The sequence below is a fragment of the Acinetobacter sp. CWB-B33 genome (assembly GCF_039655955.1).
Taxonomy (GTDB): Bacteria; Pseudomonadota; Gammaproteobacteria; order Pseudomonadales; family Moraxellaceae; genus Acinetobacter; species Acinetobacter bouvetii.
In genome coordinates this window covers 705,378-726,795 of the sequence record NZ_JAGFEU010000001.1, presented here as the reverse complement: position 1 = coordinate 726,795, position 21,418 = coordinate 705,378, and the positions used below count along the sequence as shown (strand labels likewise).

Annotated in this window: 14 protein-coding genes; 2 read left to right on the top strand and 12 right to left on the bottom strand. The window is 44.2% G+C overall.

Features of this window, described 5'->3' with window-relative positions; translation table 11 throughout:
- Nucleotides 1–96: 96 nt before the first annotated feature.
- The 3 genes from clpB to crp all read right to left on the bottom strand — a co-directional run bounded on the left by clpB (nucleotide 97) and on the right by crp (nucleotide 4,939).
- Nucleotides 97–2,676 (bottom strand): ATP-dependent chaperone ClpB, encoded by a 2,580-nt coding sequence (clpB, locus tag JZ784_RS03400; RefSeq protein ID WP_346313810.1) that lies wholly within the window; start codon nucleotides 2,674–2,676, stop codon nucleotides 97–99.
- Nucleotides 2,677–2,963: 287 nt separating this feature from the next.
- Nucleotides 2,964–4,013, bottom strand: coding sequence for an NADP(H)-dependent aldo-keto reductase (locus JZ784_RS03395; protein ID WP_346313809.1), 1,050 nt, complete (start codon nucleotides 4,011–4,013; stop codon nucleotides 2,964–2,966).
- A gap of 218 nt (nucleotides 4,014–4,231) precedes the next feature.
- Entirely contained in the window at nucleotides 4,232–4,939 is a 708-nt protein-coding gene (gene crp, locus JZ784_RS03390; protein ID WP_005010706.1) for a cAMP-activated global transcriptional regulator CRP, read from the bottom strand.
- A gap of 147 nt (nucleotides 4,940–5,086) precedes the next feature.
- On the opposite strand from crp, the gene JZ784_RS03385 reads away from it, so the two are divergent.
- A complete protein-coding gene (locus tag JZ784_RS03385; RefSeq protein WP_005010708.1) occupies nucleotides 5,087–5,515 on the top strand; it encodes an OsmC family protein in 429 nt (142 codons plus the stop codon).
- 221 nt (nucleotides 5,516–5,736) lie between these two features.
- Here JZ784_RS03385 and JZ784_RS03380 read toward each other — a convergent pair whose 3' ends face one another.
- From JZ784_RS03380 to hrpA, 8 genes are all read right to left on the bottom strand, one after another.
- Nucleotides 5,737–6,744: a sensor domain-containing diguanylate cyclase gene (locus JZ784_RS03380; RefSeq protein WP_346313808.1), complete on the bottom strand. Its 1,008-nt coding sequence runs from the start codon at nucleotides 6,742–6,744 to the stop codon at nucleotides 5,737–5,739.
- Between the two features lie 151 nt (nucleotides 6,745–6,895).
- A complete protein-coding gene (locus JZ784_RS03375) occupies nucleotides 6,896–7,816 on the bottom strand; it encodes a LysR family transcriptional regulator (RefSeq protein WP_005010712.1) in 921 nt (306 codons plus the stop codon).
- Between the two features lie 190 nt (nucleotides 7,817–8,006).
- The gene (locus tag JZ784_RS03370) at nucleotides 8,007–8,993 is read right to left on the bottom strand and encodes an ion transporter (protein ID WP_346313807.1); all 987 of its coding nucleotides are present in this window, start codon (nucleotides 8,991–8,993) and stop codon (nucleotides 8,007–8,009) included.
- A 93-nt stretch (nucleotides 8,994–9,086) separates the two neighbouring features.
- Nucleotides 9,087–10,802: an AAA family ATPase gene (locus tag JZ784_RS03365; protein WP_346313806.1), complete on the bottom strand. Its 1,716-nt coding sequence runs from the start codon at nucleotides 10,800–10,802 to the stop codon at nucleotides 9,087–9,089.
- 139 nt (nucleotides 10,803–10,941) lie between these two features.
- A complete protein-coding gene (locus JZ784_RS03360) occupies nucleotides 10,942–12,957 on the bottom strand; it encodes a hypothetical protein (protein ID WP_346313805.1) in 2,016 nt (671 codons plus the stop codon).
- 178 nt (nucleotides 12,958–13,135) lie between these two features.
- Complete coding sequence (locus JZ784_RS03355) at nucleotides 13,136–13,900, bottom strand: lysophospholipid acyltransferase family protein (protein WP_346313804.1); 765 nt, start codon at nucleotides 13,898–13,900, stop codon at nucleotides 13,136–13,138.
- 11 nt (nucleotides 13,901–13,911) lie between these two features.
- Complete coding sequence (locus JZ784_RS03350) at nucleotides 13,912–15,027, bottom strand: beta-ketoacyl-ACP synthase III (RefSeq protein WP_005010721.1); 1,116 nt, start codon at nucleotides 15,025–15,027, stop codon at nucleotides 13,912–13,914.
- A gap of 30 nt (nucleotides 15,028–15,057) precedes the next feature.
- Nucleotides 15,058–18,978 carry an ATP-dependent RNA helicase HrpA gene (gene hrpA, locus JZ784_RS03345; protein ID WP_346313803.1) on the bottom strand — a complete coding sequence of 1,307 codons (3,921 nt, stop codon included), beginning with the start codon at nucleotides 18,976–18,978 and terminating at the stop codon, nucleotides 15,058–15,060.
- A 411-nt stretch (nucleotides 18,979–19,389) separates the two neighbouring features.
- On the opposite strand from hrpA, the gene ahpC reads away from it, so the two are divergent.
- Entirely contained in the window at nucleotides 19,390–19,953 is a 564-nt protein-coding gene (ahpC, locus tag JZ784_RS03340; protein WP_005010724.1) for an alkyl hydroperoxide reductase subunit C, read from the top strand.
- 106 nt (nucleotides 19,954–20,059) lie between these two features.
- Here the strand turns inward: ahpC and JZ784_RS03335 are convergent, their stop codons facing one another.
- Nucleotides 20,060–21,106, bottom strand: coding sequence for a linear amide C-N hydrolase (locus JZ784_RS03335; protein ID WP_346313802.1), 1,047 nt, complete (start codon nucleotides 21,104–21,106; stop codon nucleotides 20,060–20,062).
- Nucleotides 21,107–21,418: the final 312 nt, after the last annotated feature.

The following is a 21,418-nucleotide window of genomic DNA, read 5'->3' as shown; positions in this document are numbered from 1 at the left end:
CGAAAAATACGACAAGCGTTAAATAAATACACCTATAAAAAAACCTAGCCGAAGCTAGGTTTTTTATGAAACATCAATGAATATACAAGGTCAAAATTAACTTAATTTCAGCTTTTCAAAATTAAGATGCCCATCTCCGCCTTTAATCACAATAGTATCTCCAGCTTCAAATTCTCCCGATAAGATCTTCTGAGCTAAAGGATTTTCAACTTGCTGCTGTATTGCGCGCTTCAATGGGCGGGCGCCGTATACTGGATCAAATCCTGCATCAATCAATTGATCAAAGGCACTGTCATCTACAGTTAAACTCATATCTTTTTCACTTAAACGTGAACGTAAGCGGGCCAATTGAATATCAGCAATACCGCGAATTTGATCTTTTTTAAGTGAATGGAAAATCACCAACTCATCGATACGGTTAATAAATTCTGGGCGGAAGTGCTGTGTTACTGCGCTCATGACAACTGCCCGCATTTCAAACTCTGTTGCATCTTCACCCAATTCACGCACATCATTTGAACCCAAGTTTGATGTCATGACAATGACCGTATTTTTAAAGTCAATGACACGGCCTTGCGAGTCCGTTAAGCGTCCATCATCCAAAACTTGAAGCAAGATATTGAATACATCCGGATGCGCTTTCTCAACTTCATCAAACAGCACAACGCTATAAGGTTTACGGCGCACCGCTTCGGTCAACACACCGCCTTCTTCATAGCCCACATAGCCTGGAGGCGCGCCCACCAAACGGCTGACCGAATGCTTCTCCATAAATTCTGACATGTCGATGCGGATCATGGCGTCATCACTGTCAAACAGGAAGTTTGCCAAAGCTTTGGTTAATTCAGTCTTACCTACACCTGTTGGGCCTAAGAATAAGAACGATCCGCTTGGACGGTTCGGGTCTGACAGGCCTGCACGTGAACGACGCACTGCATTGGATACAGCCACAACAGCTTCATCCTGGCCCACAACACGGTTATGCAGGAAGTCTTCCATATGCAGCAGCTTCTCACGCTCACCCTGGAGCATTTTCGCAACAGGGATGCCTGTAGCGGCACTGACCACTTCAGCAATTTCGTTTTCAGTCACTTTGGTCCGAATCAGTTTTGGCTCTTCATTGATTTCCGCAACTTCTTCTTCATTCAAGCGTTTTTGCAATTCTGGAATGACGCCATATTGCAAACGGCTTGCTTCTGCCAAGTCGCCTTCACGCTGGGCTTTTTCAAACGCAGTCCGCGCTTTATCCAGTTCTATCTGCGCTTGGTTTGTACCGTCAACCAGACGTTTTTCCGCAATCCAGACTTCTTCCAAATCACTGTATTCTTTCTGAACTTCAGCAATTTGCTTTTCGAGATGCTCAACTTCCGCCTTGCTGACAGAATCAGCATCTTTTTTCACCGCTTCAAGCTGCATTTTTAATTGAATCAGGCGGCGGTCAAGACGGTCTAGCGGCTCTGGTTTTGAATCAATTTCCATCTTAATGCGTGAAGCGGCTTCATCAATCAAGTCAATGGCTTTATCAGGCAACTGGCGGTCAGTGATATAGCGGTGCGACATTTTTGCCGCCGCGATAATCGCAGAGTCTAAAATTTGCACACCATGATGGGTGGCATATTTATCTTTGAGTCCGCGCAAGATTGCAATGGTATCTTCTACACTCGGTTCATCAACCATCACTTTTTGGAAACGGCGTTCAAGCGCAGCATCTTTTTCAATATACTGGCGGTATTCATCCAAGGTGGTGGCACCGACGCAGCGCAATTCACCGCGGGCTAACGCAGGTTTCAGCATATTTCCGGCGTCCATTGCGCCGTCGCCTTTACCGGCACCCACCAAGGTATGCAGCTCATCAATAAAGAGGATGATCTCCCCATCGTATTTGGCCAAATCTTTCAGCACAGCTTTCAGGCGTTCTTCAAATTCACCGCGGTATTTAGCGCCCGCAAGCAATGAACCCAAATCAAGCGACAGCACCCGTTTGCCTTTTAAGCTTTCAGGAACCTCACCATTCACAATGCGCTGCGCCAAGCCTTCAACAATGGCCGTTTTCCCGACACCCGGCTCACCAATCAGCACAGGGTTATTTTTACTGCGCCGAGACAATACTTGAATCGTGCGGCGAATTTCTTCATCACGGCCAATCACAGGGTCAAGTTTTCCCTCTAAAGCACGCGCATTCAAATCCAGTGTATATTTATTGAGTGAATCACGCTGATCTTCATGGTTATTACTCATTACTTGTTCACCGCCTCGTATATTTTCAATGGCTTTACGCAGCTTATCTGAAGTTACGCCTGCACTATTTAATAAAGACTTTGTTTTGCCTGTTTCAGCCAAACCTAAAATGACCCAATCGGTAGATAAGAACTCATCTCCAGCTTTTTGCGCAAAACTGTCTGCCAGGTTAAGCGCCTTTACGGCTTCTGGATTTAAATTAATATCTCCTGTTGGATTGGCGATGGTTGCTGTATCTGTTAAGGCTTGCTGAAGCTTAGTTTTCAGCTCCGGTAAATTTGCACCCGCCTGCTGCAGCAAACTTAGATTAGATGGCTCTTCCAGCAAAGCCGCCAGGATATGAATCCCCTCAATCGCAGTATGGTCTTTTCCCATTGCTAAAGATTGGGCATCTGAGAGAGCTTGTTGCAGCCGGTTTGTAAATTTTTCAAAACGCATTCTTGTTATTCCTCACAACAAATTGTGTACTTAATGGATATATGGGAACGGTTTATCATTTTTCAAAGCAATATTTTGATATATTTTTCAAAAACTTAAATCAGCTTAATATTAAACCTTATATATAATATGGGTATAAAGAAAAATTATTTCAAGTGACGAATAGTTTTTTTTTCAACAAGTTTTGTATTAAGCCCTTGCACCATTAAAAACGATAATAATCATGTTTTTTATACAAAAAAAAGCGCTCATCAAAAAGCGCTTTTTTCTCATTTCAGTAAGATAAATTAAGGTGCAGGATTGGGCTGTTTTTGGTGAATCGCCTGAATGCTCTGTAAAACATCTTGAGACAAGTTAACTTCAAAAGCATCAATGTTTTCTTTCAGCTGATTCAAACTGGTTGCACCGATAATGGTGCTGGTGACAAAGAACTGCTGCTTAATAAACGCCAGCGCCAGCTGGGTTAATGTCAAATTATGCTTTTCTGCCAGCTGTGCATACTGTTCTACCGCCCACTCGCTTTCAGGATTGCTGTAGCGGCTGAAGCGGCTATATAAAGTTACCCGGGCATTTTCTGGACGCGCGCCATTGCGGAATTTTCCTGTTAAATAGCCAAAGGCTAACGGCGAGTAAGCCAGCAGGCCCACACCTTCATATTTCGCAATTTCAGACATGCCAATCTCATAAGTGCGGTTCAGCAGGCTGTAGGGATTCTGCACACTGACCACTTTTTCTAAGCCCAGCTGTTCGGCCAAATGCAAAAATTTCAGTGTTCCCCATGGCGTTTCATTAGATAAGCCTATGTGGCGGATTCGGCCTTTTTTCACTTCATTGCTGAGTGCAGTTAAAGTTTCGGCTAAATCAGTCACTTCACGCTCATTGAAGGCTTCTGCATTGCCATAGCCCAATGTACCAAAGAAATTGACTGGGCGCTGTGGCCAGTGCAATTGGTATAAATCGATGTAGTCTGTTTGTAAGCGTTTTAAAGAACCATCAAGCGCAGATTCAATTTCACTGGCAATAAAGCGGGTTTGACCATTTCGAATTTGACTACCGCCCTGTGAAGGACCTGCAATTTTGCTGGCTAAAATAATTTTGTCTCGGCCACCATGCTGTGCCAACCAATTGCCTATGACTTGTTCGGTTGAACCTTGCGTTTCTGGCTTAGGTGGCACGGGATACATTTCAGCCGTATCCCAGAAATTCAGTCCGCGGTCTAAAGCATAGTCCAGCTGTGAAAAGCCTTCCTCTTGGGTATTCTGCTCCCCAAATGTCATGGTGCCCAGACAAATTTCCGGCACTTGAATCCCTGAATGTCCCAGCGTTTTAAATTGCATATTTCTTCCATTCCTTTTTACTTTATTTAGATATATCAAAATGCATTTAGACTAGCCAAATCTTATCATCAGGTTAAATCATTATTTCATGATAGTTTGTTCCTAAATATGAAAAAGGCTGCCATAAAAAAAGCAAATCCGAAGATTTGCTTTTTTGTCAAAACGCTATCTGGCTAAATCGCGTTTTGGCTTAATTATTCATCATTAAAATCAGAAACTTATTCTTCTTCAAATTCCTCAGAAGAGAATTCACTGTTTGCCTCCAAAGATGCATCAAAGATTAAGATTGCTTTACCGTCAGTCTCAATCATGCCCTGTTCTTCTAAAGTTTTCAGAACACGGCCAACCATCTCGCGCGAACAGCCTACAATACGGCCAATTTCTTGACGGGTAATGCGGATTTGACGGCCATTTGGCAGAATCATTGCTTCTGGCTGCGATGATAAATCGATTAAGCAGCGGGCAATACGGCCTGAAACATCTATAAACGCCAAGTCAGTCACTTTGCGTGTTGTATTTTTCAAGCGGCGCACCAGCTGAGCAAATACTGCATAGCTCAGGTCTGGATATTGCTTGCTTAATTCATGGAAGTTTTCGTAGGTAATTTCAGCAATTTCACAGACATCACGTGTGCGGACTTCCGCTGTGCGCTGTGCATTGGTTTCAAATAAACCCATTTCCCCAAAAAAATCACCCGCGTTTAAGTACGCTACTACGATTTCTCGCTCATCATCTTCACTTAAGATGATTGATACAGACCCCTTCAGAATCAAATATAAAGATTTTGACTCTGACCCTGCATCCACGATAGTCGTGCGTTTAGGATAACGATTAATATATGCACGTTTTAATAATGCTTTAACTGACTCTGGGAGTTGACCAGGAGACAGCGCATCAGTGCTTAGTTGTGAAAAGCTTGAAGTCATGCTAACAATTCCGATTATGGATAATTTATAGATCGCACAAGACCTAAAATGAACTTGTCACACGAAAGAGGTGAAATTCCTTATCATCTCAATTTATGTTAGTGTACAGGTACTGCGTAAATTTATAGCTTTTTTTAAGGACTTGCAATGCAATCGAGTGTTCATTGGCTAGAGAATGTCGCTTTTGAAGCAAAAACTCAAAGCGGCCACACTATAATCATGGATGGATCGCCTGAATACGGTGGTGAAAACCGCGGTGCACGCCCAATGGAGCTTATCCTGACAGGGCTTGGCGGCTGCGCTTCTTTTGACATTGTGACCATTCTGAAAAAAGCACGCCAAGATATTACCGATGTGCGCTGTGAACTTAAAGCTGACCGGGCAGACACAATTCCTGCTGTATTTACCAAAATTCATCTGCATTTTGTGATTACAGGCAATGGTGTTAAAGAAAAGCAAGTGTCAAAAGCCATCGAACTTTCTGCAGAAAAATACTGTTCTGCCAGCAAAATGCTGATGGATGGCGGTGTAGAAATTACCCACGATTTTGAAATTTTAGAAGCTGAAGCGGTTTAAAATTTTAATTTTAGCCGCTATAAAAAAGTCGCATTTTATGCGACTTTTTTATAGCTTATCCTTTACATTAGATCTGCATACGAACTGACTTAAACGTCCACGTATAATCAATATTTACCCGCTGTTCTTTCGCAGATTTAAACGTTGCCAACGGTCTAAATTAAAGTTTAAAAATTCAACTTTAAAATTCTGCCGGCAAGCATTTTCCAGTTCTGCCGTCTCTAAGCATCAGCCATTTTACGCTGGCGTTTGTTGTCATACATTTTTAAATCAGCGGTTTCCATTAATTGATCAATCGATTGCGCATCTTCGGGAAATACCGCCAGACCTATACTTGCTCCTATTTTCAAGCTGACATTCTCAAAAGCAAAAGGCAAGCCGCAAGTTTCCGCAATCCGGTTCATCGCTTTAGTCGCCAAATCCAAATCGGCAATATTCGTCAGAATCACGGCAAATTCATCGCCGCCCAAACGCGCCACTAAATCGTCATTCCGGGTATGGCTGGCAATCCGCTGACCGATTTCTTTTAAAGCTGCATCCCCTGCGCGATGCCCATACCGATCATTAATCGGTTTCAGGCCGTCCATATCAATCATTAAAATGCCAATGACCTTTTTATTTTTTTTGGCGCTTTCCAAACCTTGACGCAAACAGTCTAAAAATAACGCGCGGTTGGCCAATCCCGTTAAATTATCCTGAGTCGCCAGCTTATACAGCTCCTGCGCGCCATATTTGGTGGCATGATACATGGCTGCCGCAATCAGTTCTGACATTAGGCCTAACAGCTGCAGGTCACCTTCTTTAAAGGCATCCGCGCGTTCTGAGTATATTTTCAGTACACCAATCGCTTCATCACAATGCACAAGCGGCACCACTGCCATTGAACGCAGCCCAACCTTTCTGCAAGCCTCACGGTCAACCCGCGCATCTGATTCTGAATCTTGGCAGTAAAGTGTTTTGTTTTCTTCAATGCACAAGCCAGACAAGCTGTTTTTCTGGCTCAGGCGCAAACCCAGCAAATGGCTTGCACCGCCCGAGACCGCTCGGTATACCATTTCGCCATCTTCCGCCAGTTCAACAACCGAACCTTCCGCATGGGTTAAAGACTGCGCCTGCTCGGCCACCAAAGTCATCACGGCATTCAAATCCAAACCCAATTTCGCAATAGCTGTTTGCGTTTGAATGACAGACATTAATTGCTTCGGCGTCGGCTGTTTAGACTTAGGCATGAAAGGCTCTTGAAAACTCAGATTGATTTAATTTTAAAAATTATTTGCAACCCTGTATAGGCTCAAAATCAATAATTTGATAACCCTGTCAAAAAATACAGACCGCATATGTGATGCAGTCTGCATAATTATCCGTCCAGGCCAAAGGATATTATGAAGAATAATATGTAGCGCGTTTTTGAGAAAATTTTTCCAGCTGCTTCAAGAAACCCTCAAAATAGCTCTTGTCTTTCTCTTCTGTTCTAAAACCGGCATATAAGGTACGGCGCAGGCCATTAGGCGACACGCAAGACAAGCGGCGCGATGTTACCCAGCCCTTCTGCTCATATTCATTGACCACCCAGTCCGGCAGCGCTGCAATGCCCCGGCCGCTGGCCACCAGCTGAATCAGCATTTGCGTCAAATCTGTCGTGCGGATATGTTTAGGCTGAATATTCGCAGGAATAAACAGCTTTGCCATAATATCCAATCGGTGCTTATCGACAGGATAAGTAATCAGCGTTTCATTCGCCAGATCCTGCACAGTAATATTGTCCGCGCGCACCAGCGGATGTGTATGTGAAAGCACCAGTCTGGATTCATATTCAAAAATCGGAAAATATTCGATGCCTTTTAAGGTAATCGGATCTGCCGTAATCAGTAAATCAAATTCTGCATTTTGCAGCAGCTCGTGCGGATTGGCTTCAAAACCAGAGGCGAAATCTAAATCAACATCAGGATATTGCTGGCGGTAAGCATTCAACAGCGGCATCAGCCAGTCAAAACAGCTGTGGCATTCTGAAGAAAAAGTGATCCGCCCAGTTTGACCATGCACAATGCGGGTGATGTCCGATTGCGCAATCTGCACTTGCGGCAAAACATCATCAGCTAATTTCAGCAAACGCTGTCCAACATTAGAAAAAGTCACAGGCCGGGTACGCCGATTGACCACTTCCACCCCATACCAATGATCCAATTCTTTCAATTGATGTGAGATTGCAGATGGCGTTAAACATAAATCATTGGCAGCAGAAACCAGTGAACCATGCTCTCTCAGTGCAGTTAATGTTTTTAAATGACGAATTTCCAGCATATCTGCTCTTTCCCGCGCAACGAATAGGCTCTTAATGAAAAGTATACAGCTTTTCATTTAACTATTGAATAAAATTCATTTTAACATGATTTAGGATCATTTTATTCATCTTCGGGTTTAATTGCTGGCAAATAGGCTATTCTTTCGGCATTTAATACATCTGATAGCACAGTTTTAAATAAAACCCAATTTACAATTCTGGCAATTTTTTCCCGCAATGCGGACAATATTCATATAGATCGCGTTCTTGCTTCAAGGCCTCTTCACGCTGTTCGCGCATCAACTGCAAAAGAATATCCTGTGTCTGCTCTTTGGTGAGACCGACATCTTTACGGATTTCTTCTATTTTTTCCTGATCAGCAACTAAATCAATTTCCGAATGCTGCAAAAGTTCCCTAAATTTAAGCTCCAGAAATTGTTTGCGCTGCTCCAATTCATTGGCCAGGCCATTAGCCAAAATACCCGCAGGCAAGGCTGCCAGCCCTACACCCAGTATCGTAATCAGGGCGCCTAAAAACCGGCCCAAAGGCGTGATCGGGGTAACATCGCCATAGCCGACTGTCGTCAACGTTACCACCGCCCACCACATCGAGGCAGGAATGGACGTAAACACATCTGGCTGCGCTTTATTTTCCACCACATAAATACAGGCAGCAGCCATCACAATCATAATGCTGAGAATGAAGATAACCGCTTGAAAAGAACCCTTTTCACGCTCTATAACCCGAAGCAAAATTTGCAGAGAGATGAAATAACGCGTCAGCTTCAGCAGACGCAATAAACGCAAAATTCGGAGGAATCTTAAATCAATAGGCACAAAGAAGTTAATATAAGCCGGCAATATCGCCAGCAAATCAATAATGGCTCCGCCGCTTTTAATCCACTTCAGCCGGTTTTTCCAGCCCGATTCAAAGGGTTCCTGTTCTGCAATAGACCAGAGCCGGAGTAAATACTCCATGCTGAAAATAAAAATTGAAAGATGTTCAAAGCTGTCAAACAGCAACCGGTAAGATTGATAGATATCATCAACGGATTCAAGCAGCACGGCTGTGGCATTGCCTAGAATCAACAGAATAAGAAAATAATTGACAGCACGGCTAAAGGCCGGTTCGTATTCATCATTATGCAAATTATTATAGACAAACTTTCGAAGCGTATACCAAGCCGTAAATGCCATAGCGATTGGATTTAATCTAAAAATTATGCATCAGTTTAACTGATATTATTAAAAAAAAACCAGCTGCTGCAGCATTCTATGCCCAAATCCGCGTCACTCTACAAACAGCAGCGCTAAGCGGACTTGATCATAGCCCATGCGCGGGCTGGTCAGCTCCACAATCGGACGCAGCTTAATGCTGCCGTCATCATTAAAATGCTCCGCATCATTGCGTTTAGTTAAGCGCTTATAAATTTTGCGGACTTGCTCGACGGATTCTTCACCTGGACTCGCAACAGAAATATCCAGCCCCTGCTCTTTGCGCAATCGGCCTAAATGATTAATGATGGTTGCTGGCGTTAAACCACGCTCTACAGCTATATCCTGAATTTCATAGCCTTCTTCAAACAAGGCGCGGGTTTCATCTAAGGTTGCAGATGCAAAGCTTTGCTTGCCGCCCGATTTTGCCAGTTTTTTCTCATTGCGCTCAATTTCATATTCATTCAAAGTGCCGCCGCAATGGCGGATAAACGCTTTATGCTGCACGGTAAAATCTGCATTTTCAAAATGCACATCCGCTTCTTCTGAAAGCTCTTGAAAACGGCGGTCTGCTTTAATGGCTAAACTGTCCAGCTCCAGCGCCTGACTATTCATTCCCAGCAATCTTAAACCGCCCAAACTTTTTAAGCGTGATAAAGCCACATAGCCCTGACCTTTTTCAAAGGTATGCGCCAAATTAATTTCCGCCGCTTCCAGCGTCATGCCCTGAGATTTATGAATGGTGATGGCCCAAGCCAAACGCAATGGAATCTGCTGAAAGCTGGCAATCGTTTTGCCTTCATCATTATCTACCGACCATGTTTCCGGCTCCACAATTAATGTGGTTCCATCCGTCAGTTTCACCTTCGGCAGTACGCCATATTCATCATCTTCTTCAAAGGCAATCACCTCACCCAAGCTGCCGTTGATATACCCTAAGTCAAAGTTGTTTTTCACAAACATCACTTTGGCATGTTTCTTTAAGGTCAGATTTTCCGGCGCGCGCACAGACGACTTTAAAGTTTCGATCAGCTTATCATTGCCGTCACACTGCGCATCAAATTGACGGGATTCCTGATCAATTTCATTCAAGTGCTTAAAGTTGATGCTGTCCACATCCATATTATGGGTATACAGGCGGGTAAAGGTATCTCCGACATCTTGATTGCGGGTTTGTTCTAAGGCCTGCAAATGTGCCTCTGCAATGCTCTGTCCGCGAATCGCATTCAGGATATCATTTAAATAATCATTCCCCTGACGATGCTGCTCAGTCAAATAGCACACGCGGAATTTTGCTTCCACCCAAGCCTCAGACATAAAGCAGAATTTGTCGCGGTTGCTTTCCTCTTTTTTCCCCACAGGCGGCAACTGGAAAAAATCTCCAGCCGCAATCACTTGAATGCCGCCAAAAGCCTCGTCGCTCTCTTTAAAATATTTCAGCACTTTATTGACTAAATTCAGCTGCTTGGCATGCAGCATTGAAATCTCATCAATAATCAGCACTTGCGCGTTTTCCAAATGTTCCTTGAGGTACTTGCGCTCTTTCATGCGTTTCAATTCATCTTCTGAAATGGCATCTTTAATACCAATGCCTGCCCATGTATGTATGGTCATGCCATTCATATGGGTCGCCGCAATCCCTGTGGATGCAGTAATGGCGACCGTCACTTTGCGCGCTTTTAAATAATTGATGTATTGATTCAGCGTATAGGTTTTGCCTGCACCGGCTGAACCTGTCAAAAAGACATTTTCGCCCGCTTTTAATAACTTGAGTGCAGTTTCCTGTTTCATATGACCTAGACCGTGAAAGAACGGCTATAGCCTACCGAGTTTTGGCTAAAAAGTTAAGCGCGCAAAGAAATTTCCAATACGGCAAAGCAACCATCCGCAATCCAACGCTATAAATTTTAAAAAGTTTTACCCTGAATTTTTATTTATCGATTTCAGCATTCAGCCATTGAATAAACTGCTGGGCTGCCTGTACCAAATGTTCAGCCGCTTTTTCATTATTCGGCAATTCCAGCTGATCAAAACTCAGCTGCCCATTTTGACGGATACAGCCTAAAGTCATCCGCAGCGGATGCAGCAAATGCGACATGTGAAAAGCCACATATTCCCCCTCTATAATGCGCTGCGCATAACTGGCAGCAAGGCAGTGCTGAAATTTTTTTGACTCTTCGATAATGCGTTCCACACTTTGCAGCTCCTGAAAGCGCCACTGCTCAAAATACACATCAGCCGCTGCACAAAACGGTTTCCAATCGGCTAAAGAAAACTCTTTTTTTAATTTTGCCAGTATTTCCTCTTTCTGATTATTTTCGTGCCAAGCCGCTGATTGCTGAAACAGCCCTGTCCATGTCACAGTTTTTGGCACCGCTTTTGTTTCTGCAAAATACGCGCTTAAATAGTCCCGCACATAAGCGTCGAAAATACTTTTGCGTATTGTGCCGCTGTTCTGCACATAAAATTGCTGACGGAATACATCCTGCGGCATTTTATGGCGCTGCAATACTGTATAGAAGTCTCTGTCCCGCTGCGTTTCGGGCAAAATAAAAGCCATCAGATCTTCTGGAAAATTCAGGGTGACTTTCTGCAAATGCAGCATGAAAGCCTGCATGACACGGCTCAAGCGCAGATAAACTTTTTTCAAGGCTAAATCATCATGCTTGGCAATATTGCTGGCCAAAGCCATCCATTCATCTAAATACAGAATAGAGGGGCGGATGGCCACGCGGTGATCATCCATGGCCTGCTTAGTCCCCTGCAGCACGACCGTTTGATTTTGCGGGTGTACAAACCAGTTCTGCTCTATCGCGATGGCATGGCAGCTTTGTATAAATAAGCGTGCGCACACATGCTGAAAATATTGCAAGACGGCGAGAATAATCTGCGGGTGCATCTGACTGCAGTCCACAAAGCTTAGCGCAGTCACCGCAGTGCGGATGTTGCTATGCTGAATATTTAGGCTGATCCAGTCCAAAACCTCAGCGGATTGCTTAAACAGCCAATTTACAGCGCGCTTGCAGTCAAATAACGGCAGCAGCGCTGCCTTTTTTTGCCAAATCCGGTGGTTTGCCGTTAAGAAATACTGCTTAGACAGCAGGTCTGAACGGTGCCACACTTCACGATTCATCAAGCGCACAAAACCTAAAAGATGCGGCTGTTCCTTGGCACGCAGATAGAGCAAACGGATATCATCTTCCAGCTCTATCAGTTCATTCAGATTAAATTGCTCGCGATAGAACAGCGATACAATTCGATATACTACAGGATCTAAAAATTGCGCAGCGCTGAAGCAAAACTCATCAAAACTTTCCATTAATGGCTGCAAAGGCAGAAAATCATGCGTCAAAACCGTATCTAGGCGGCACAGCTGTTGAAAACACTGCAAAATATTTTTGGCTATGGGTGTTTGATCAACCAAAGAATTCTGAACCGCCGGCACATGATAAAACTGTAAATCCATCATCAGCTGATCGGCAAACTGCGCTTGAGACAGATTCATGCGCTGCAGCGCCGCGGCCAGCTTTTGTTCCCCCAATACCCGATTGAAAATATCATCAGCCAAGATCTCCCTTAACTGCTGCGCTTTCCCGCGCAAAAAAAGCGGATGCTGCGCTTTTAAATCACCGGTCTGAAAATGAATATCTTGCAGCAAAAAATCTTCCAGCTGTTCCGACTTGTGATGCCGATAATCAAAATTGCTGCGGACCAAACTGTCAGCTGCATATTCTGCAGCGGGTTGAGGCGTGAAAAACTGAATATCAAAAAATGGATACGCAATGTGAATTCTGCGCTGTTCTTGATTGATTTTAAACAGCTGATGCGCAGTGATGTGAGACGCTAAATCCTGCTGATCTTGAACCAAATAACTCAGCTCAGGAGAAATGCGCAAAAGCTGCTGCGCAGCATTCGCCAATTTGGAAACTGACCGCTCCTTGTGCATAACGCCTCCTGCATCTTCAATGCACTCTCAATTTACCCAATATAATCAAACTAAATCAATGCCTCTATACTTTTTATCTAATTTTGGACTCAAGCGCCGCCGCTAGCGCACACCTTCAAGAAAAGTCTTTATGCGCTACCCATGATGAACAGCCAGGAAAAATGACTTTGCTGATTTTTTACAGCTTATCAGCCATGCCGTTTCTTAATTCTTTTAAATCGTCTAATGAACAGTAAATTGCTTGCTGGATTTGCAATCTGAAAGCGCTCAGCTGTTCCATGTTTTCAATCTGCTTGAGGCTTTGCCGCGGCATAAACTGAAAATAAAACGGTATCCGCTTCGGAATAAAGTGGCTCGGCAATGACGGAATGACATCGCCATGACGCAGCAGTTTGCCTAGCTTTGGAATTTTCAGCAATTTCTGAAAGTATTTATTTTGAATAATATGGTTAGCATCAAAACCCAAATCAAAAACTTCATCACCGCCTAAGGCCGCAAAAGGCACAATGTCATAGCCAAACTCTTGCGCGAGCTTTAAAAAGCCATAACGCTCTTTCCATATCAGCTGATAGGCTTCGCCTTTACGTTTCAGCACTTCACGGCCCCCGCCCGGAAAAACCAGGATGGAATACCCCTGTGCCATTAAAGTTCGCGCATACTCCCGCACGCCATCCACAGCGCCAAACTTTTTAACAATACGGCGCCAAACCGGCAAATAAAAATGGCTATGGTCAGCCAAGCTCACCACAGCCACTTTATGTTCATTGAACAAGTAATCAATAATCATCGGCGCATCCAGCACACCGTAAATCGTATGATTGCCGACATACATTGCAGGCTTAGACGCGTCTAGATGCTCAGCGCCTAAAAATGTTGGCCTGAAATACAGTTTGGATAAAGCACTAGCGCGCTTTATCCATTTTGCATCATGCTCAACCTGCAATGCTGTTTTCCTTAGGCTGCAACGTGTTTTTGCACGAGGATTGAACCCACAGAATAGCCCGCGCCAAATGAACACAATACGCCAAATTCACCGTCATCCACTTGGTCTGCGGTACGGTGCAATGCAATGATGACACCTGCTGAAGAAGTATTGGCAAATTCATCTAAAATAATCGGCACAAGATCCGGCTGCGCATTTTCTTTACCCACCACCAGTTTTAAAATGAGTTCATTCATGCTGGCATTGGCTTGATGCAGCCAGAAACGTTTCACACTTTGCGGCGCAATTTCGTTTTTCTCAAGCTGCTTGGTAATCATTTTGGCAACCAGCGGGCAGACTTCTTTGAACACTTTGCGCCCGTCTTGACGGAAGCGGTTGTTGTCAATATCCGCATCCACTTCGCTCAGATTCAAGTAACCGAAGTTGTTGCGGATATTGTTAGAAAACTGCGTAAACAGGCTGAAATCCAGCACCTCAAAACCCGTCTTAGTTTCTGTGTCTTCAATAATCGAAGCTGTAGCAACATCGCCGAAGATGAAGTGGCAGTCTCGCGAACGGAAGTCTGTATGGCCAGAAGTAATTTCCACATTTACCAATAATACGCGGCGTGCGCCAGCTTTAATGGCGTCATACGCCTGCTTAATGCCGAAAGTTGCTGCAGAGCATGCAACATTCATATCGTAAGCATAGCCTTCAATGCCAAGCGCTGTTTGAATCTCAATGGCTACGGCTGGATATGCGCGCTGAATATTTGAGCAAGACAGAATCACGACATCAATATCAGCCGCAGTGACGCCTGCATTTTCCATCGCTTGCTTCGCTGCGGCAACGCCCCATTCAGCTTGAATAGATAACTCGTCATTTGAACGTACATGCAACAGCGGACGCAGGCGTTTTGGATCTAAAATACCGGTCTTTTCTGCCACGTAGCGCCGCTTTACGCCAGACGCTTTTTCAATGAACTCTGCGCTAGATCCACGGCGCGCTTCTAATTCACCTGAGGCGATTTTTTCAGCATTCTCTGAGTTGTACTGTTCCACATAGGCATTTAAACCTTCAACTAACTCTTCGTTGGTAATAACATCTTCTGGATGATATAAGCCAGTACCTGTAATGCGGATGCCCATGTAAAACTCCTGTTTCAAATTACCTGTATTTTAATTGATTCCAAGTTTTTCCCATGCTTTCTGCAAGCGGGAAGGAGAAATCGGCATCTTGGTTTTCATCGGCTGGGAGAATAAAGAGATACGCAACTCCTCGACCATGAAATACAATTCTTTAAGGCGAGTGTCATTTTTAAACTTAAATAATTTTTCCATCCACGGATCTACTTGATCAATGGCAGAATTGTCCCTTTGAAGGTTATTTGGTAAGCGCTCCAAACGCAAGACCAAGGCTTTTAAATAACGCGGAAATTCTTGCCAAATATCGGAAGATTTGACATAGACAAAATCAGAAAGGCTCATTAAGTCAAGCTGATCTTCGACATCATCAATATTTTTTCCAAACACAGAATCGTCTAAAACCAGCAATTTGCGCCGTATATCCTGCCATTGAATGAAGATATCGCTGAGCATTGCCAAGGCGTTTTGCCCATGCGTTAAGAAAGATTTTTTTACATTTAAAACCAAGTTTTGGTATTCATTAATATTGACAGGAAGCTCATTTATTGCCGTCTGCAGTGTGGCATAAACTAACATCTGCTCTAATTTCGCCCGGTCGCCCAGCGGGGAATAAGCCAATGCCAGCGGTTTTGAAATCTGTTTTTTCAGCTGGCGCACGAGGTCGCCCAGCTGCAAATGCACTAAACGGATAACCCCTTCACGGTGCTGCTTCACCGCTTCAAATTGATCATTAAAGGTTTGAATCACGACGCCCGATTCATCTTTTTGCTCCAATGAAGCAAAATCTTTCACAGGTACAAGCGCCTGATACTGCTTCACCACCACACCCGTGACTTTTTGCGATGCTTCAAAAACAAAATTTTCAGGGAAAGTCTGGAACTCCCCTTTCAATTGCTTGACTGGACTGTGAGTCTCTGTGCGGCAGCGCGCTTTTAACTCAGATAAATCACGGCCTTGTTCAATCACACGGCCCTTTTCATCGATTACTTTAATCAGCGGCAATAAATATTGTTCCACCCGCTCAAAGCTGAAATCTTTTTCAGTGATTTGTTCGCCACGCAGCTGGAAGGCTAAAAAACTAAAAATATGCCGCTGCAGATGCACCGCATCTATTCGCGCAGACAGCTTCCGTGCAGTATCTGGGATAGGCACCAAGTGACGCCGCTTATCTTTAGGCAGCGCTTTGAGTAAGGCTTCAATTAAATCCTGCCGCCAGCCGGGAATGCCCCACGACCAGATATTTTCATCCACCTGCGGCAGCGCCTGAACTGGAATTTTCACGGTTGCGCCATCTTCATCATGGCTTGGATCAAACCGGTAACTGGCGGCTAAACGCAGTTCGCCATTGCGCAAATAATCAGGAAACTGCTGCGTGGCTGGGCGGTCATTCAGCCACAGCGCATCATCATCGACAAATAAATAGCGCGGCTCTTTAGACTCAACCGTAGCGCGCCAATCCTCAAATGAACGGCGGCTGGCCACCTCTTCCGGCACTTTAGACGCGTAGAATTGGTAAATGGTTTCTTCATCCACCACCAAGTCACGCCGGCGCAGCTTATCTTCAACCCGTTCAACTTCTTCAAGCTTAAGCAGGTTGTGTTTTAAGAATGGCGGTGAAATTCCAAGATTCCCAGTCGTCAGCGCATCACGAAGGAAAATTTCATGTGCCGCAGGCTGATCGACTTTTTCATAATTAATCTGACGTTTCGGTTCAATAATTAAGCCAAACAATGAGATTTGATCATAGGCATTCACCACCCCGGCTTTTTTCGACCAATGCGGTTCAAAATAGTGATGCTTCAGCAAATCGCCCGCGGCAAGCAAAATCCACTCAGGTTCAATTTTAGCCAAAGTCCGCAAATACACTTGAGACGTCTCAACCATTTCAAAAGCCATCACCCAGGGGGTATTGCTCTTGTGCAACGCCGATGCCGGAAATACCCGGGCCTTCTGCTGGCGCACCGCCATAAAAACATTGCGTTCATCGGTCTTATTGGCAATAAAAGACAATAAGCCTGTAAGCAAAGCGCGATGCAGATTTTCATAGTTGGCTTTCTTTTCATTGAATGAAAGCTTTAAGCCTTTTGCCAAATCGACCAGCTGTTCATGGGTTTTTTTCCATTCCCGCAATCGCAGCCAGCTTAAAAAGTGATTGCGTGCAAATGTGCGGCGTTTGTTTTCACTCATGTCACGGTTGGCAACCAGTGCTTCCCAAAGCTTAAGATAGAACAGAAAATCTGAATCTTCTTCGCGGAATAAAGCATGCTTTTGATCGGCCTGCATTTGCTTATCCGCAGGGCGTTCACGCGGGTCTTGCACCGCCAAAGCCGCGACAATCACCAAAACTTCATTCAGCACGCCAAAATGCGCGCCGCCTAAAATCATCCGCGCCAAACGCGGGTCAATCGGCATTTTCGCCATTTGCTGACCGATTTTGGTTAAAGCGCCATCATTATTATTGGAGTGCCGCTGACTATTTTTTGATGAACTTTGTGCACTCGCTTGATCTGCTTTTGCTGATTTTTCTTTTAAAGCGCCCAGTTCAATTAAAAGCTTACGGCCATCATTGACTAAGCGATGATCAGGCGGCTCAATAAAGTCAAAGTCTTCTAAAGTTCCCAAACCCAAACTTTGCATTTGCAAAATAACCGAAGCCAAGTTGGTCCGCTTAATTTCAGGTTCGGTAAATTCAGGGCGGCTTTGGAAATCGTCTTCACTATACAGGCGGATACAGACACCTGGGGCAATACGGCCGCATCGCCCTTTACGCTGATTGGCTGCCGCTTGCGAGATGGCTTCAATCGGCAGGCGCTGCACCCGGGAACGGTAGTTGTAGCGGGAAATACGGGCGAAACCGCTGTCAATCACGTAACGGATATTGGGTACGGTTAAAGCCGTTTCCGCAACGTTGGTCGCAATAATAATACGCCGCCCGCCGCCGGCGGGATTAAAGATTTTTTGCTGCTCTGCAAGGGCTAAACGCGCATACAGCGGCAAGACTTCAGTATGGCGCGGGCCATGCTTAATTAAAGTCTCTTGCAGTTCACGGATTTCCTGTTCCGTACTGGCGAAAATGAGGGTATCCGCATATTCAGGATGGCCTTTTTCCTGCGCATCCCGGAAGCATTCTTCGACAGCCTGTACAACAGCGCGCGGCAGATTTTCCTCAAAATCATCAAACTCATCGTCATCACTGCCGCCGATATTCAGTTCTGAAATCGGACGGTAACGCAGTTCTACAGGAAAGCTGCGGCCTTCTACTTCAAAAATCGGCGCGCCATGAAAGTAATTGCTGAAACGGTTTACATCGAGTGTTGCAGACGTGATGATGACTTTTAAATCTTTGCGGCGCGGCAAGAGCTGCTTCAAATAACCCATAATGAAATCGATATTCAGCGAACGTTCATGCGCCTCATCAATAATAATGGTGTCGTATTTGGTTAAAAAGCGATCATTTGAAAGCTCTGCCAATAAAATACCATCCGTCATTAAGCGGAGTATTGAATCCTGTGAACCCTGTTCATTAAAGCGGACTTTAAACGAAATGGATTCGCCAAGCTTTTCACCCACTTCTTCTGCAATACGCTGTGACACGCTGCGCGCAGCCAGACGGCGCGGCTGCGTATGGCCAATCAATCCGGTTAAACCGCGGCCTGCCAGCATGGCAATTTGCGGCAGCTGCGTGGTTTTACCCGAACCGGTTTCACCTGCCACAATAATCACTTGATGCTTTTGAATCGCTTCAATCAGCTTGTCTGCATATTGAGTAACGGGCAAATCTTGATTGAGCTTGATGTTTGGAATGCGCTGAATGCGCTCACGGACTTTGGCATTGGATTTTTCGAATAATTCCTGATGCTGTTTTTGATCTGCATCTTTGCCCTTTTTCAGTCGGTTTAAACGGTGAAGGTCACGCGCCATCACAAGCTGATCTACATTTAAACGACTCTGCACAGAACAAGATTCCTAATAAAAACAACAAAGCGCTATTTTACGCTGTAATGACATGAAGCGGAAGAACATCTCAGCCCCGATCAAGTAGATAAATTTTGTTTAATTTTAACTTTTTTTTAATTTAGCCTTGAATTTTAACAGCAATGGCATCATGTTCTAAGCGAAGTTGAGGAACAGATGTTTTTTTACTGGTTTTTTCATTTCAGCATCATATGGCTATGTTAAAACAGCTTTGCTGGAACAGCGTCATAAAAATGGCTGAAACGTTTAAAATCATGATTTTGATGAGATGGCATTTTGGCTTAGTTCGGTTTTTCCGATCTATTTAATGTAAAAATACCATTTCAGCAATAACAAGAAGTCCTATACTCTATTGGAAATTAAATACAAACCTCAATCATGGAGACAATGATGAGCTTAATTAATACTGAAGTTAAACCATTCAAAGCACAAGCATTCCAAAACGGTAAATTCATCGAAGTTACCGAAGCCGATCTTAAAGGCAAATGGTCAGTTGTATTCTTCTATCCAGCAGACTTCACTTTTGTTTGCCCAACTGAGCTTGGCGACCTTGCAGACAACTACGCTGAATTCCAAAAATTAGGCGTTGAAATCTACTCAGTTTCTACTGACACGCACTTCACTCACAAAGCTTGGCATGATTCTTCAGAAGAAATCAAAAAAATCCAATATGTAATGGTGGGTGATGCGAACTGGACGCTTGCTAAAAACTTCGACGTATTAATTGAATCTGCTGGTCTTGCTGACCGCGGTACTTTCGTTATCGATCCAGAAGGCAAAATTCAAATCGTTGAAATCAATGCTGGCGGTATCGGCCGTGACGCTCAAGAACTTCTTCGCAAAGTTAAAGCAGCGCAATATGTTCATGCTCACCCAGGCGAAGTTTGCCCAGCTAAATGGAAAGAAGGCGACGCAACTCTTGCTCCTTCAATCGACCTAGTTGGTAAAATCTAATCTGCATTAGATTGAACTGATCAAAAAACCGCGCAAATTGCGCGGTTTTTTTGCTTCACGTTAAAGTGGAGAACCTGCCCGTAAAGTCGGCTGATTCCGCTCTTTATTAACTAATGCCTAAAAAGACAAAAGGCTTCGTTTCGACAAAAGATGCTGTTGCATCCCCTGCATAAGTATTGCTTTGGTCTTTGCCTAAATTCAGCATTTTGGTTTTGCCGTCTTTAAAATTGATTTTGTTTAAATCTACCCAAAACACATTCGGTGAAACAGCAGACTCGAAGAAATAAAGATTGCGCTTATGGTCCACCACCGTTCGCCAGCGGGTAGATGAAATATTCGGCTCTTCTTCCGTGTTCAGGCCGAATGGAACGGAAACATTGCGGATTACACTGAATACGCTGGCTAGACTGCTGTTGGAATCGGCGTTATTTGGAATGGCTTGAATATAAAAAGAAGCGCGCGCAAAACGGTCAGCCGCACGATTTGTTCCCGGAAGGAAGGTTGTGCCGCCAATTTGTTTCCAATACTGATTTAACGCCAGCTGCTGATCGAAGGTCGGAGAGTTGGTCATGACCTGATAAGCTTTGCTGTGATGAATCACCTGCTTGCCGCCAATATATTCAACAATTGCACTATCGCCGCTTTTATCCGAAATAGATAAATGCAGTGTAGCGAGGCGCTTTTCACCGGGAACTTGATCCGTAATCACATCAAAGGGTTCTTTTTGCAGAAATTTTATGGCTTCATCCACAGTTGAAAAATTATCTAGAACATATTGAGCCCATAAGGAAATGCTCAATTTCGGTTTTTTTGATTTTCCAGTTTGCGGATATTCAGATTCTACCAGCCACAGCAGATTCGCATTCAGGCCGGCTTCATTCACACCATCCGTCGTAGAAATATCATAGCCCGTTGCAACAACACTGCCGTATTTCGCCGTCCAGCTTGCAGATTGAGGCCCTGCCTGTCCAGTACGCTTTACACCGCTGGGCAAAATCCAAAGATTAGTCCCCACATCAGATTTCCAATCCATAGAGCGGGCTGTCATGACATTATTATTTTCACCATGAAAAACCACGCGCGTACATGCCTCAGCCAACGACGACAGCATAATTCCAGAAGCCGCCAATACGCAGCAAATCGTCTTTTTCATACCTGAAACCTCTCTAAAACCTAAAAAATACAAATTTGTTATAAAGTCTATTGATGTAAAATATGTAAAACTGCGCAGCTATCTTATCGGACGCAAACGGTCCGAAAATTCACTCAACCTCCTATCCAGCGGCAGCCTAAAACCAGCTAAAAGCACGGCTGTTCGAGTTAAGCCCTTATCCCAAGCGTAAAATGATTGTTTTTCCATTCAGATTGGGCTTTATTTTTATAACATGCCCTCTGCAAAATTAATAATTGTTAAACTTTTAGATTTCTTAACATATACGGCATTTACACCGGCTCATTTATTGCC

Coding starts and splice junctions, on each gene's coding strand:
- JZ784_RS03335 (WP_346313802.1), bottom strand. CDS start 21,106: ATGAAAAAGACGATTTGCTGCGTATTGGCGGCTTCTGGAATTATGCTG.
- JZ784_RS03370 (WP_346313807.1), bottom strand. CDS start 8,993: ATGGCATTTACGGCTTGGTATACGCTTCGAAAGTTTGTCTATAATAAT.
- clpB (WP_346313810.1), bottom strand. CDS start 2,676: ATGCGTTTTGAAAAATTTACAAACCGGCTGCAACAAGCTCTCTCAGAT.
- ahpC (WP_005010724.1), top strand. CDS start 19,390: ATGAGCTTAATTAATACTGAAGTTAAACCATTCAAAGCACAAGCATTC.
- JZ784_RS03360 (WP_346313805.1), bottom strand. CDS start 12,957: ATGCACAAGGAGCGGTCAGTTTCCAAATTGGCGAATGCTGCGCAGCAG.
- JZ784_RS03375 (WP_005010712.1), bottom strand. CDS start 7,816: ATGCTGGAAATTCGTCATTTAAAAACATTAACTGCACTGAGAGAGCAT.
- JZ784_RS03350 (WP_005010721.1), bottom strand. CDS start 15,027: ATGGGCATCCGCATTACAGGTACTGGCTTATATCATCCAGAAGATGTT.
- JZ784_RS03380 (WP_346313808.1), bottom strand. CDS start 6,744: ATGCCTAAGTCTAAACAGCCGACGCCGAAGCAATTAATGTCTGTCATT.
- crp (WP_005010706.1), bottom strand. CDS start 4,939: ATGACTTCAAGCTTTTCACAACTAAGCACTGATGCGCTGTCTCCTGGT.
- JZ784_RS03365 (WP_346313806.1), bottom strand. CDS start 10,802: ATGAAACAGGAAACTGCACTCAAGTTATTAAAAGCGGGCGAAAATGTC.
- JZ784_RS03385 (WP_005010708.1), top strand. CDS start 5,087: ATGCAATCGAGTGTTCATTGGCTAGAGAATGTCGCTTTTGAAGCAAAA.
- JZ784_RS03395 (WP_346313809.1), bottom strand. CDS start 4,013: ATGCAATTTAAAACGCTGGGACATTCAGGGATTCAAGTGCCGGAAATT.